At 33.5% G+C, this 14578-nt stretch carries 14 protein-coding genes; 1 reads left to right on the top strand and 13 read right to left on the bottom strand.

The features are described 5' to 3' along the window. Nucleotides 1–6: 6 nt before the first annotated feature. The 13 genes from J2Y38_RS10250 to J2Y38_RS10190 form a co-directional block, all read right to left on the bottom strand. The gene (locus tag J2Y38_RS10250) at nucleotides 7–2454 is read right to left on the bottom strand and encodes a DNA translocase FtsK (RefSeq protein WP_309841967.1); all 2448 of its coding nucleotides are present in this window, start codon (nucleotides 2452–2454) and stop codon (nucleotides 7–9) included. A gap of 13 nt (nucleotides 2455–2467) precedes the next feature. Continuing rightward, entirely contained in the window at nucleotides 2468–2842 is a 375-nt protein-coding gene (locus J2Y38_RS10245; protein ID WP_053471127.1) for a diacylglycerol kinase, read from the bottom strand. Nucleotides 2843–2855: 13 nt separating this feature from the next. Continuing rightward, nucleotides 2856–3353, bottom strand: a complete 498-nt coding sequence (tpx, locus tag J2Y38_RS10240; protein WP_309841963.1) for a thiol peroxidase — start codon at nucleotides 3351–3353, stop codon at nucleotides 2856–2858. Between the two features lie 316 nt (nucleotides 3354–3669). Further along, entirely contained in the window at nucleotides 3670–3927 is a 258-nt protein-coding gene (locus J2Y38_RS10235) for a DUF6952 family protein (protein ID WP_042566605.1), read from the bottom strand. A 107-nt stretch (nucleotides 3928–4034) separates the two neighbouring features. Then, nucleotides 4035–4343 carry a co-chaperone YbbN gene (locus J2Y38_RS10230; RefSeq protein ID WP_007805605.1) on the bottom strand — a complete coding sequence of 103 codons (309 nt, stop codon included), beginning with the start codon at nucleotides 4341–4343 and terminating at the stop codon, nucleotides 4035–4037. Between the two features lie 224 nt (nucleotides 4344–4567). After that, on the bottom strand, nucleotides 4568–5206 hold the full coding sequence (locus J2Y38_RS10225; protein WP_053471125.1) for a peroxiredoxin: 639 nt from the start codon (nucleotides 5204–5206) through the stop codon (nucleotides 4568–4570). Between the two features lie 126 nt (nucleotides 5207–5332). Beyond that, nucleotides 5333–6946, bottom strand: a complete 1614-nt coding sequence (locus tag J2Y38_RS10220; protein WP_309841920.1) for a glycoside hydrolase family 3 N-terminal domain-containing protein — start codon at nucleotides 6944–6946, stop codon at nucleotides 5333–5335. A gap of 2 nt (nucleotides 6947–6948) precedes the next feature. Further along, nucleotides 6949–7398 carry a GNAT family N-acetyltransferase gene (locus J2Y38_RS10215; RefSeq protein WP_309841917.1) on the bottom strand — a complete coding sequence of 150 codons (450 nt, stop codon included), beginning with the start codon at nucleotides 7396–7398 and terminating at the stop codon, nucleotides 6949–6951. Between the two features lie 21 nt (nucleotides 7399–7419). Then, a complete protein-coding gene (locus tag J2Y38_RS10210) occupies nucleotides 7420–8307 on the bottom strand; it encodes an XAC2610-related protein (protein WP_309841915.1) in 888 nt (295 codons plus the stop codon). A 30-nt stretch (nucleotides 8308–8337) separates the two neighbouring features. Next, complete coding sequence (locus J2Y38_RS10205) at nucleotides 8338–8679, bottom strand: hypothetical protein (RefSeq protein ID WP_053471121.1); 342 nt, start codon at nucleotides 8677–8679, stop codon at nucleotides 8338–8340. A 21-nt stretch (nucleotides 8680–8700) separates the two neighbouring features. Next, nucleotides 8701–10020 (bottom strand): MFS transporter, encoded by a 1320-nt coding sequence (locus J2Y38_RS10200; RefSeq protein ID WP_309841913.1) that lies wholly within the window; start codon nucleotides 10018–10020, stop codon nucleotides 8701–8703. Then, nucleotides 10007–11578 carry a family 10 glycosylhydrolase gene (locus J2Y38_RS10195; RefSeq protein WP_309841911.1) on the bottom strand — a complete coding sequence of 524 codons (1572 nt, stop codon included), beginning with the start codon at nucleotides 11576–11578 and terminating at the stop codon, nucleotides 10007–10009. Before J2Y38_RS10195 ends, J2Y38_RS10200 begins: the two co-directional genes overlap by 14 nt. 184 nt (nucleotides 11579–11762) lie before the next feature. Further along, nucleotides 11763–12971: an anhydro-N-acetylmuramic acid kinase gene (locus J2Y38_RS10190; protein ID WP_309841909.1), complete on the bottom strand. Its 1209-nt coding sequence runs from the start codon at nucleotides 12969–12971 to the stop codon at nucleotides 11763–11765. A 246-nt stretch (nucleotides 12972–13217) separates the two neighbouring features. Between J2Y38_RS10190 and J2Y38_RS10185 the strand changes: the two genes are divergently transcribed. After that, nucleotides 13218–14429 (top strand): alpha/beta hydrolase-fold protein, encoded by a 1212-nt coding sequence (locus tag J2Y38_RS10185; protein WP_309841906.1) that lies wholly within the window; start codon nucleotides 13218–13220, stop codon nucleotides 14427–14429. Nucleotides 14430–14578: the final 149 nt, after the last annotated feature.

Genomic DNA, 14578 nt, shown 5'->3' with positions numbered 1-14578 from the left:
ATTGGATTAATTTTGTTCATTATTAAAGAATTGATCAAGAGCACTTAAGTCTAAAATGTTCACACTTCTTGCTTTACTGCCTTCAAACGGTCCAACAATTCCTGCTGCTTCCAGCTGATCGATTAAACGACCGGCTCTGTTGTAACCTAATTTTAATTTTCTTTGCAGTAATGAAGCAGAACCTTGCTGCGCATTAACAATAATCTCGGCAGCTTCTCTAAATAAGGTATCTCTTTCGGAAATATCCATATCAAGATTAATGCCAGTTTCTTCTCCAACAAACTCCGGAAGCAAATATGCTGTGGCATATGCCTTTTGTGAACCAATAAAATCTGTAATTTTTTCAACCTCTGGCGTGTCTATAAACGCACATTGTACACGCGTTACATCATTTCCGTTTGTGTACAATAAATCTCCACGTCCAATTAACTGATCAGCTCCCTGAGTATCTAAAATTGTTCTTGAGTCAATTTTTGAAGTTACCCTAAATGCAATTCTCGCAGGGAAATTGGCCTTAATTAAACCTGTAATAACGTTTACTGAAGGTCTTTGAGTTGCAATAATTAAGTGAATACCAATAGCACGCGCCAGCTGGGCCAAACGAGCAATCGGAACTTCGACTTCTTTTCCTGCAGTCATAATCAAATCGGCGAACTCATCGACAACCAAAACGATGTAAGGTAAAAATCGGTGTCCGGCTTCCGGATTTAATTTTCTGGCTTTGAATTTTTCGTTGTATTCTTTAATATTACGAACCATCGCATCTTTTAATAAAGAATAACGATTGTCCATTTCAGTACAAAGTGAATTCAAAGTATTGACCACTTTTGCATTATCAGTAATAATAGCGTCTTCTGTATCTGGAAGTTTCGCTAAATAATGTCTTTCTATTTTATTGAAAAGCGTAAGCTCTACTTTTTTCGGATCGACCAAAACAAATTTTACTTCTGCCGGATGTTTTTTGTATAAAAGCGAAGTTAAAACGGCATTTAATCCAACCGATTTTCCTTGTCCTGTTGCACCCGCCATCAATAAGTGAGGCATTTTAGCAAGATCGACAACAAAAGTTTCATTCGAAATAGTTTTTCCTAAAGCAATTGGCAGTTCCATTTCAGCTTCTTGAAATTTCGCAGCGCCAATAACGCTCTTCATGGAAACCATAGTAGGAGTCTTATTTGGAACCTCAATACCAATTGTTCCTTTTCCTGGAATTGGAGCAATAATACGAATTCCTAAAGCAGATAATGAAAGCGCAATGTCATCTTCTAAACTCTTAATTTTAGAGATTCTAATTCCAGCTTCGGGTACAATTTCGTATAAAGTTACCGATGGACCAACGGTTGCTTTAATCTGTGCAATTTCAATTTTGTAGTTACGAAGTGTATCTACAATCTTATTTTTGTTTTCTTCTAATTCTTCCTGATTAATGGTAATTCCACCCGTCGAATATTCTTTTAATAAATCGATAGTTGGGAATTTATAATTGGATAAATCCAAAGTTGGATCAAATAATCCAAAATCAGCAACAAGGCGAGAAGCAAGATTTTCTTCAATAATGTCTTCTTCTTCGGCTTTTTCAATAACAAAGGCTTCATCAGGAGAAACTAATGGAAGTTCTTGTTTTGGCTGAATTGGTTTTAAAATTGGATTTAATTCAATTTCTGATGAATGATTAATAGTTGGTTTTAAAGCCTCTTTGTTGATTTCGAATTTAGAATCGTCTGTTTTTAAATGAATATTATCCAGTTCCGGATCTTCCTCAATCGCAAATTCTTCTAAATTATAAGCACTTTCAGGCTCTAAATCCTGTTGCGGTTTTTTGATAGAATTTAATTCTGATTTTAATTCATTTTTAGTTGAATCAAAATAAGACTGGATTTTTTCCGGAGATACTTTTATTTTGAAAATCAAATAAACAATCAATCCAAAAAGTAAGCTCAATAAAGTTCCGGTTTTCCCGATATAATCCTGAAGGAAAAGATTTAATTCATAACCAATTGTTCCTCCTAATTCTGGTGCCGAAGTAGCAAAAAATCCAAATAAAATAGAAACAACGATAATGGCAAATAAATCCCAGAACCAAGTATTTTTTAATTTTTTGGTCGAAAGTTCTAATGCCAGAAATAATCCGGTTAAAAAGAATAAACGAACAATTATAAAAGAAGCAAGACCGAAACCTCTGTATACAATTAAGTCTGCAAGAAAAGCCCCGAATTTTCCGAGCCAGTTTTGCACTACTTCTTCACGGTCGCCAAGCTGACTAACCGCACTTTGGTCTGTCTGCCATTGTCCGTTGACATAAAACGAAATAAATGCAACTAATAATGCAATAGAAAAGAGTACCAAAAGGCAGCCCAAAACAAATTTTTGTTGTTTGGATAATGACCAGGATCTAATGCTGGCGACTTTTGATTCGGTTTTTTTGTCTACAGTTTCTTTTTTTGTTTTTGCCATTCTTGCGTTCCGCCTATATAAATTTTGGAATATAAATTATCAAACCAATCGCTATTGCTGTCATGGCGGCAAAAAATACCGCTCCTGCAGCAATATCTTTAATAAACCCAATTCGTCTGCTGTAATCGGGGTGGATAAAATCGGCGATTTTTTCAACTGCCGTATTTAATCCTTCAATGCTTAAAACCAAACCAATGGCTAAGGTTTGACATAGCCATTCGGTTTGTGATATATGAAAATAGAACCCGGCAATGGTCATAATAATTCCCAGTGAGAATTGAACCATAACGCTGTGTTCTGTTCTTATCAATTTTACAGCTCCTTTAAAGGCGTAAGTTACACTCTTTAAACGACCTGTAACAAAAGTATTATCTTTTTGAAACTCCATTTAGTGGAAAATATTATAGTGCTGCTAAAGCCGCTTCGTAATTTGGTTCGTTTGCAATTTCAGCAACTTGTTCTGTATGAGTAATTGTTCCGTTTGCATCAACAACAATAATAACTCTTGAGTGTAAACCTGCTAAAGGTCCGTCAACGATTTCTAAACCGTTTGCTTTACCAAAAGATCCAGTTTGAAAATCAGATAAGTTTACTACATTTTCTAAACCTTCGGCACCACAAAAGCGTTTTTGAGCGAAAGGTAAATCTCTTGAAATACATAAAACAGTAGTGTTTTCTAATCCGCTTGCACTTTGGTTGAATTTTCTAACAGAGGCAGCACAAGTTCCTGTATCAACACTTGGGAAAATATTTAAAACTAATTTTTTACCAGCGAAATTGCTCAAAGAAGCAACTGATAAATCATTTTGTACTAATTTAAAATCAGCAAGTTTAGAACCAACTGCTGGTAATTCGCCTGATGTATGAACTGGATTTCCTCCTAATGTTATTGAAGCCATGATAATTTTTTTTAATGAGGTTCAAAAGTAAGGATTAATATTTGAATCTAAAAGTATTTGTTAAGGGTTTAAGGTGAGATTAATGTTGAGGTTTTTATCTATGTTGGTTTGTGTATAATGGCACGCAGATGACGCAGATTACACGGATTTTAGTGTGTCATTGCGAGGAACGAAGCAATGTCTAATCTGCGTGAGGTTGCTTCGTTCCTCGCAATGACTTTGCTTACGCTAAAAGTATAAACAAAAAAAAGCGTCTCCAAATAGAAACGCTTTCTCAGTCATGTTTTTTTGTTTTTTACTTGAAAAAGAGGTCGATTTATTTATCGATTGAACCCAAAACACGTTTCATGAACGCGTTTAGAGCTTCTTTTTTATCAGTTCCCTGAGAAACCATTTTGTGTACTTCAAGAGCACCGTACATATTCGAAATCAATTCGCCAATTACATCTAATTCTTCGTCTTTAAGAGAAGGAATTTCGGTCATAGCTTCAAGAACTTCAATCGTTTCAATGATATAATCCTGATCGTTTTCTTCGATGAACTGCGTTAATTGCTTTATTACTGGTAATTTCATGTTGAGATTTCTTAGATTTTTAGACTTGCTTAGACTTCTTAGACTTTATTTAAATTTTTTTAATATCTAAGATATCTAAAAATCTAAGCAAGTCTAACGATCTAAAATTAAGCAATTGCGTTTACAAGATCGATTAAAACTTCTTGTTTATTAGTTTGAGTTTCACCAACTAATTGTCCGTTTACGAAAGTTGCAAATGTTGGCAGGTTGCTTACGTTAGCTAATTTTCTTGATTCAGGAGAATTTTCTGCATCAACCAAAACAAAAGTGATAGCTTCATTTTCTGTTGCTAATTTTTTGAATTTTGGTTTCATAATACGGCAGTTTCCACACCATGATGCTGAATATTGTACTACTACTTTTTCGTTTTTAGCAACTAAATCTGCTAACGTATCTTCGTTTAAGTCGATTAACATAGTTTTTATTTTTAAGACACTAAGTTGCTAAGGTTCTAAGATGCTAAGTTTGCTCTCGAACCGAATAACTTTGTGTGGATTTATTTGATGTTTTTTTAAGTCGTTGAGATTCTAAGATCTAAGTTTAATCTTAGAATCTCTTGACTTTTATTGTAGAATTGTATTTAAGATTCAAAAGTTAAGTTAAAAAACTTAGCATCTTAAAATCTTAGTATCTTAGCTGCTTAATTAGCGCTTAAGTATTCAGCAGTACTAACTCTGTCTGCAGACATAGCTTCTTTACCAGCTTCCCAGTTTGCAGGACAAACTTCACCTTTAGTCTGGATATGCGTATAAGCGTCAACCATTCTTAAGTATTCGTTTACGTTACGTCCTAATGGCATATCGTTTACACTTTCGTGGAAGATTTTTCCAGTTTCGTCAATAAGGTAAGTAGCTCTGTAAGTTACGTTTGAACCTTCGATGATAACTGAATCAGTATCTTCGCTGTAGCTTGTAGATTCGATATCAAGAATACCTAAAATGTTAGCTAAGTTACGGTTTGTATCAGCTAAGATTGGGTAAGTAACACCTTCGATTCCACCATTGTTTTTTGGAGTATTTAACCAAGCAAAGTGAACTTCGTTTGTGTCACAAGAAGCACCAATTACGATAGTATTTCTTTTTTCAAATTCTGGTAATGCAGCTTGAAAGGCGTGTAATTCAGTTGGGCAAACAAAAGTGAAATCTTTTGGGTACCAAAACAATAATACTTTTTTGTTGTTGTTTACTGCTTCTTCAAAAATGTTGATTTTTAAATTATCACCCATTTCTGAGATAGCATCTACTGCAATACTTGGGAATTTTTTTCCTACTAAAGACATATTTTTCGTTTTAACGTTAAAAATTTATTTCTGGTGCAAAAGTAGGGTATAAGTACAGATTCTTACAATAAGATGTGATTATAAAAATTTATAAGTTGATAAATTTTGACTATTTAACTTTTTAACTTATTGGATATCAATATTTACTGGAAGAATTCCGTTTGAAGAAATTTTATCTAAAAATTGAATTGCTGCTGTTTTTTGAAATTCTTCAAAATCCTGATACGCTTCAACTAAACCTGAAGCCTTTTTCAGATTCGGAATTATTGGTAAAACGTAAGGATTTCCGAAAACGTAAACAATGCATTTTTTGGTTTGAAGTAAATCAGAAAGAAGCTCTAAAACTTCATCGTTAATTTCGAAATTATTTGCAGGTTTTGCTTTTGGAACAAACAATGAAATCAAAATAGTTTCGAAATTTTCTAATTCTTTTTTAATTGATGAAATATCCGAAACTTCTAAATTTTCAAAAGCAAATTCAGGAGATTCTAATTTTGAATTTAAAGTTTTGAAGAATGTGTTTTCGGTATTTTTATATAAACTTAGTTTGGCTAATTTGTTGTTTTTCTGAGATTCAAATGCTAATTCTGAATTTGAATTATCAATAATTGTTGTGATCGCATTTTGTGCAATTTCCAGATTTAATTCAGATGCTTTTTCAAAATTTAATTCGCCCGAAGCAGCAGTATTTCCAGAAAGAATTCCTGCTTTTTCTTTAGCTTTCATGATTCGACTATAGCTTTGGAAGATGCGGTCTGGTGAAGCATTTCTAAAGATTGCTTCAATTCCTTCGGGGACATTCTCGGCGAAACATAAAATATCATTTCCGGCATTAAAAGCTTCCCATTCCAACTGGCCTTTCGTTTCGTATAATTTTGAAACACTGTGCATATTTAAAGCATCAGAAATTACCAAACCGTCATAACCTAATTTGTCTCGTAAAAGATCCTGAATGACAGCTTTTGATAAGGTTGCCGAGGTATCTTTTCCATCATTTAAACTTGGAACGGCCAAATGTCCAATCATAATAGAGTCGACATTGTTTTCAATTCCTTTAATGAATGGATATAATTCGTTTTCTAATAATTCTTCCAGAGTTTCCTTTAAAACAGGTAATCCTAAATGTGAATCGACATTCGTATTTCCGTGTCCGGGAAAGTGTTTCAGACAGCCTAAAACGCCAACTTCCGACATTCCGTTTAAATATTCAACCGAAAAATTGGCTACTTTTTCTTTGTTTTCACCAAAGGAACGATATCCAATAACAGGATTATTTGGATTATTGTTGATGTCTGCCAAAGGCGATAAATTATACTGAATTCCGGCAGCTTTTAAATCTAAACCTATTTGTTTTCCAACTTCAAAAACTAAATCAGATTTGTTTTCTGGCAAAGCGCCAAGTGTAATCGCATACGGATATTGTGGTGTTTTTTCGATACGCATTGCTAATCCCCATTCTGCATCAATGCTGATTAAAAGTGGAGTAGAAGCGGCTTTTTGATAACGAACAATAAGTTCTTTTATTTTTTGATAACTATCGTCATTAAAAACAACTTTTTTCTTGCTTTCATAATTCGTTGCAGCGCTCGCACGACTGTGAAAAAAGGTCAGTCCGCCAATGTTGTGTTCTTTAATTAAACGTTCGGTTTCCTGAATATTTTCTTCGGTATCGTTAATAAAAACGGCAGGAAAAAAGAATTGTCCTATTCTTTGTCGTAATGCTTCGGCTGTAATTTTCATTATTATAAAGTCTTTTTCATGCAGACACTGTTATCCATTTTTTCGTAAGGCGGATAATTTGGAATGATTGTGTAACCTAATTTTTGGTACAAATTTATGGCTTCGGGCTGGTTTTTCCCAGTTTCGAGAATAGTATAAGTATAGCCGACTTCTTTCGCCCAAATTTCTAATTCGGCTAAAACTTTTGAAGCAATTCCTCTTTTGCGAAAATCAGGATGAACATACATTCGTTTGATTTCTGTTTTGTCGCTTTCTTTTTCGCGAAATGCGCCGCAGCCAACCGGAATGTTGTTTTCATAGTAAACAACCGTGTGTTTTATTTTATCGGTTTTATTAAACTGATTGTAAAACGCATGATCTTCTCCGTCTCGAATTGCTAAATCCTGATCTAATAAAGCTACCAGCTTTATAAAATCGGGATCATCTGAATTGGTTCGTTTTAAGTTAATCATCTTCTTGTTTTATAATTTTCTTTATTCATAACCTTTTCCTGTAAACCAATCGAAACCTTCAATGTTTTTGTATTCAACAGGTATTGAATTTAATATTCTTATGTCTTTTTTATTTTTACTGTAAGCTTCTTTTTTTGAAATAATTATTTTCCCGGTTTTTCTGTCTTCTTTGTCAGTTTCATAGTAAACATATTCTAAAGTATCGACTGCTTCACCGTTCCATTTATATTTATAAATTGCTGTATGTCCAGGATGACCATATTCAACTCCTCGTATTATTTTTTCTTTAGGAGAAAAAGTAGGATTTATGAATTCAAAATCTTTCGAAAATGTTTTTTTATCCTTTCTAAACAAATAAATATTGCTGAAGGCTTTTAGGCAGCATCCAGTTGCGCCATACCAATTAACAACAAAATCTTTCAAACCGTCACCATTAATGTCTTTTATTGTGTCATCCATATAAGTCATAGCCCACTCTTTGTGAGAAAGAACTTTTACGAATTTATTTCCATCTTTCGAATAAATATCGATATATACATTATTTGGCTCTAACCTTCGGATAATGAGATGAGGATTGTTTTTTGCAAAATAGCAATCTATATTTATTTCAACTTCAACGTCATATTCATTATCAGGTCTAACTTTGTATTTCTTTTGGAATTTCTTTTTGTTAATTTCCTGAGTGGCAATTTTCAAAGCATCAAATAGAATTTTATTTAATTTTAAACTATCTATCTTTTCCTGTTTTTCAATTTCAGCTCTTTTCTCTAAACGTTCTTTTTCTTTTTGCTCAAATGTTTTTGTAACAGGTTGTTTTTTTTCTGGCAGTTTATTTTTCTTTTCATTATTATGTCCACAAGATAATACTAGCACTATAAACAATGTTATTATGCAAATCTTTGTTTTCATCTTTTCACTGCAAGTTTTGAGATCGATATTTTATTTCAATTTTGCTTTCTTTTGCTTTGCCAATTGTTTTTTGGTTTCAATTGCTTTATCTAATCGGTTTTTAAAGCGGAAGAGTTTTGGCAAACCTTCCAGTCGGTCTTCAATTGTAATTTCTTCATAAACCACAATAGCTTTTTCTAAAACCCTGATTTCATTGTCGAGATCGTTTTGGTTTTTGTAGATTGTTGCTAATCTATCGTAAGGATGATTTCCTTTAAAGCTTTCTGCGACATTTTCCTCATATAATTCAATTGCTTTTTCAAGATTTCCGGTTTTTTCGAACTCAGCTCCTTTTAAGTTGCGTTCGGCCTGCAAATTTTCATTGATTTCCATAAGTAAGAGTTTGATTTGGGGTTAAACTTCTTCAGATTTTTTCCCAAAATCTTTCGGGAAAATTAAAAAACGTGATAAAATAAGACCTGGAATTGTCGCTATAAAAACCCATATAAAAAAGTTTTGATAGCCTAAAAATTGTTGTATAAAACCGCTCAACATTCCCGGAAGCATCATTCCTAATGCCATAAATCCGGTTGCAAGTGCATAATGTGCTGTTTTTGATTCTCCTTCGGCAACATGAATTAAAAACATCATAAAACCTGTAAAACCAAAACCATATCCAAATTGTTCCAAAATTACGGTAATGCAAGTATACAGATTTAATGGAGAATTTATTTCGAAAAAATAAAGATTTATGTGAAGATGAAAAATTGCTTCGGGTTGAAAATGAGCTAATCCTATAAAACCAAGAATTGGCAGATGCATTGCCAAAAACATAGGAAGCATCCATTTGGTAAGACCATGTTTTGAAATGGCAATTCCGCCCAAAATTCCGCCAATTGTTAAAGCAAAAATTCCTAAAGTTCCATAAATAATCCCAACAGATTCAGTAGTTAGGCTCATTCCGCCAACATCTTTTCCGTCTAATAAAAATGGACTTAACATTTTAAGCAACTGTGATTCTCCTAATCTGAAAACCAGAATAAAAGCTAAAACTAAACCGATTTGTTTTTTCTTGAAGAAACTGGCAAATATAGAACCGAAATTTTGATGATGATCTTTATTATTTGCTACAACATTTATTTCATTTCTTGGAGTAAAAACAAAATTATAAATCGTTATAAAAGTCATTAATAAACCAACGCCAATCATTGTATACGACCATGCTTTAGTATTGTCGCCATATTTTTGTTCTAAATATCCTGCTAAAAGCACAATTAATCCGTTTCCGGCAAGCATTGAAAGCCTGTAGAAAGTACTTCTGATACCGAGGAAAAAAGACTGCTGATTTTCTGGTAAAACCAATAAATAAAAACCATCGCTAGCAATATCATTTGAAGCCGAAGCAAAAGCGGCAACCCAGAAAATTGCCAATGTCATCATGAAAAATCCATTGGTTGGAATCGTAAATCCGACTAATAAAAAAGCAATCGAAATCAATAACTGCATCGATAAAAACCATTTTCTTTTGGTTCCGTTTAATTCAATAAAAGGGCTCCAAAGAGGTTTTATAACCCACGGTAAGTATAATAAACTGGTGTAAACGCCAATATCTTCATTTGAAATACCTAAGTTTTTATACATAATTACCGAAACCGAGATAATTACGGCGTAAGGCAATCCAGACGCAAAATTAAGAAGTGGAATCCAGAACCAGGGTTTATTATCTGTTTTCATTAGGCTGAGCAGGTGAATAGATTTTAAAATTCTTTTTTAAGTCGGCAGCAGTTGGGGTGCTTTCGTTTGCAAAATAATCAATAAATGTTACAGCACAAGCTTTATACATATCGATTTTTTCTGCGGGAATAGAAAATGATATAACGCCGTCTTTTTCAACAGCTCTTACTTTATCAATTATTTTTTCAGCATCGTTTGTATTTATTTTTGAAATATGCTCACCGCCATAAATTACAATGTAACGCACTTTTGTATTCAGCGGATTTTTGATGCTGAAAGAATATTTTATAGTGTCTTTTGCAAAATCTGTAATAACCGGTGTATCAATAATAATGCGTTTCAAATTAGGAACCGCAGCAGGAAGCGCAGGAAAACGATATTGATTATCTTCCAGAAGACGAACAAGATCTAAGTTTTTGTTCATGAACCATTTTGCGCTGAAATAAGCACTTCCGGAAACATTTTTAGTACTTCTGGCAAAATCGATCTGAGTTGGGATTTCGCTGATATAATTCCAGCTTTTATCGCCATCGGCTCTGATTTTATAAGAAGCGTGCCCAATATAAACAGCTGTATTATTAGAGTTTTCTGCCCACCATTTTACTAATTTTGAATAAGAAGCTCTCGAGTTATACATGCTCCAATACAATTGCGGAAGTATATAATCGATCCATTTTTGATCCATCCATAAAACAGGATCTGCATATAAATCGTCGTAATTTGCGGTTGACTGCGTTTCTGAACCTTTTGGGTCAACAGATTTATTTCGCCAAACCCCAAACGGACTGATTCCGAATTGAACCCACGGTTTGCTTTCTTTTATAGTTGTTGAAATAGTATGTACAAAGTTGCTCACATTGGCACGACGCCAGTCTGAAAGACTTAAACCTGAACCATATTTTTTGTACGAAGCCGAGTCGTTAAATACTTTTCCGGGAACGGCATACGGATAAAAATAATCATCAAAATGAATCGCATCGATATCGTATTTGTCAACGACTTCTTTTACGACTTTTGTTAAATGTGACTGAACTTCTGGCAATGCAGGATCGTAATAATATTTCCCTCCGTATTCAATCATCCATTCCGGATGTTTAAAAACGTCGTGATTTGGACTTAAAAGATTTTTATTTAAATCGAAAGTTGCACGATACGGATTCAGCCATGCGTGAAATTCAAAACCTCTGTTGTGCGCTTCTTCAATCATCCACGCCAAAGTATCGTAATATGGATTTGGAGCTACGCCTTCTTTTCCTGTCAGGAATCTTGACCAAGGCGCAAGTTCTGTTGGGTAAAAAGCATCACCAACACTTCTTATCTGAACGATAACAGCGTTGTAATTTAATTGTTTGTAAGTTTCAAGAATTTCTAAATAATCAGCTTTTTCTTTTTCAACATTATCTGTAGCTGTTTTTGGCCAGTCAATATTTACTACAGTCGCAATCCAAACACCTCTAAATTCATTTTTAGGATGCATTATTTTTTCTTGTGAGTTAGATTTTAATCCAAAGAAAAATAAAAGTATGATTGAGTATAGTAAGTGCTGATTTTTATGCATTTTAATCTTTAATTTTAACAAGAACCAAAAATAGTTTGTTTTGCTAGGAATTCAATGAATTCTGCTAAATTTTATTTTAAATGTTTTTTTGCCACGAATTGCACAAATTTCCACCAATTTTTTATTCTCAAAGTACAAAAAAATAATTCGTGAAAATTCGTGTAATTCGTGGCAAACTAATTATTTAGTCTGGAAAAGAAATTTTCCCCATTGTTACGGATGGAATTCCTTTTTTAGATCCAAAATTATAATTTCCTCCCGCTACGGTTTCATTGGCCAAAACGGCAAATAAAACGGCTTCTTTTGCATCGCCTGAAATTCCCAGAACATCGCTTTTTTCAAATTTACAAGACAATAATTCTTGTAGCCAGCTTACCAATAACGGATTTCGTGCACCTCCGCCAGACATATAAACTGTAAACTCTTCAATTGGAGTTTTGGTATTTTTAACTACAAATAAAATCGCTTCGGCAATAGTTTCGGCACTAAGGCGTGTTAAAGTCGCAAGCAAATCTGGTGCCGAAATGTTTTCTAAACCTAATTTTGCCAAAGCCGAGTTCACAAAATCATGATTGAATAATTCCTGACCAATTGTTTTTGGGAAGCTTTTTTGAAAGAAAGAATTACTTTTTAATTCACTTAAAAGTTCCTGATTTACAGTTCCGCTTTTGGCGATTTCAGCATCTTTGTCGTAACTTTTTTCAGGAAAAAGTTGTTTGGTAAAAATATCAATTAAAGTATTTGCAGTTCCAGTATCGGTTACAAAAACTTCTTCGGCGTTTTGCGAGGCTGGTAAATAAGTGAAATTTGCGATTCCGCCCATGTTAAGCATGATTCGGTTTTCGCCTTTTTTACTGAACAATAAATAATCGCCATAAACTGCCAAAGGCGCGCCTTCGCCGCCCGCAGCAACATGTTTTTGTCTGAAATCAGATAAAGTGATAATTCCGGTTTTTACCGCAATATGATCGCCGTCGCCAATTTGTAAGGTTGCATTTGGAAATTTTTCCTGCTGATGTAAAAACTTTGGCGCATGCAGAACCGTTTGTCCGTGCGAAGCGATCAAATCAACTTCATTAGCGGGAATATTCCATTTTGAAAGACAATCTTTAATCATTCCGGCATGCAAGCCAGCAATCCATTCGTTTAGTAAAACCAAATGCTGAAAATCGATTGTTTTTTTAGCAAACACTTTTCTGATTTCGGTTTTAATATCTTCGTTGTAATCTATGGTTTCAAACTGTTCGATTTTGACAACCGTGTTTTCGCCTTCGCCAGAAATTTTACAAAGAGCCAAATCGAGTCCGTCGAGCGAAGTTCCAGACATTAAACCTAATATTTTTCGGGTCTCTTTTTGAGCAATTTCGTAAAGAGAACTTATATTTTTATTCATTAAAATGATGTTTTAAGGAAGTGTTTTATTTGGTAACGCTAAAATCAGATTATTTTAGATATAAATATAGTGAAAAAGGATTTTTTTATTTGTAAAATTCACTATTCCGAAAAAAGACAGCTAAATGAATAATGATTAAAAATGCAGAAAAATTTGTACAATTAATTGGTTAAGTTTGCTTTCGAAATTCCTCAAAAACACTTTGTTGAATTTTAGTCATCAATTCAAAACAATCAAACTTAAATTATGAAATCATTTTTTTACTACATTACCTTTCTACTACTCTCTTTTTTTGTCACAGCTCAGGAAAACAGCCCTTTTGTAAATGGATTTGAAGAAACGATATCTTCGAAAATATTAGAACAGCAACGTAAAGTCTGGATCCATATTCCGAGTAGTAACGGTGGAAATAAAATCAAAGACAGAGGAAATTATCCTGTAATTTATTTATTAGACGGAAGTGAAAATTTCAACACCGTTGTGAGCATTACAGAACATATGGCGGAATCGAATCTTTGTCCACCAATGATTGTGGTTGGTATTCTGCACAAAAACAGATTGGTTGATTTAACGATAGGTACAGATAAAGAATTACCTGAAATTGTGGGCGGCGGCGAAAAATTTATGTCATATGTCGAGAAAGAATTGATTCCGTATATTGATTCCAATTATCCAACTACATCTTATAAAACGTTTATTGGTCACTCGCTTGGAGGCTTAACAGTTATGAATACTTTTTTGCATAATCCGAATTTATTTAATTCGTATGTTTCTCTTGACGCTTCGTTGTGGTGGGATCGCCAAAAAGTGGTAAAAGACGCCAAAACGATTTTACCGACTCAAAATTACAAAGGAAAAACATTGTATATGGCAATGGCAAATCGTTTAGAAAAAGGTGTTGATACATTAAGTGTTCAAAAAGATACAACCCAAACGACAGCGCTTCTTCGAAGCAATTTAGAATTTATTAAAGATTTGTCTAAAAATGAAAAGAACCAATTGCGTTTTAAATATAAATTTTATGAAGATGACAATCATCCTTCAGTACGTTTGATTGGTGAATATGATGCACTTCGATTTATTTTTGAGTTCTATAAACTTAAAATTTACGACAGCGAATTAAAAAATCCTGATTTTAAATTAGATTCACTTTTGGTAGCGCACTACAAAAATGTCTCTGAAAACATGGGCTATGTTGTAAAGCCGGGCGAAAACCAAATTAATAATTTGGGTTACCAAATGATGGGAGCTAAACAATTAGCAAAAGCTGAGACCTTGTTTAAACTTAATACGACCAACTATCCTGAAAGTGCCAATTGTTATGATTCTCTTGGCGATTTATATCTTGAAAAAGGTGATAAAGCAAAAGCGATAGAAACTTTTAAAAAAGCTTTAACGCTTCAAGCAATTCCAGAAACAAAAGAGAAATTGAAAAAGCTATTGAAAGAGAAGAAATAAAATTATAGAATATATGTATAAAAAGCTCAACTATTCGGTTGGGCTTTTTTTGCGTTTATACGAGAATTAATTATGAAGCCTGACTGTAATTGAAAAATAAAAGAAAAACTTATTCCCGTTTTTATATATTTGTTTTCAAACTAATTAAA

Origin of the sequence: Flavobacterium sp. 2755 (assembly GCF_031455715.1) — a bacterium.
Taxonomy (GTDB): Bacteria; Bacteroidota; Bacteroidia; order Flavobacteriales; family Flavobacteriaceae; genus Flavobacterium.
Note: the sequence above shows the minus strand (reverse complement) of the source record. Positions and strands in the feature narration are given on the sequence as shown.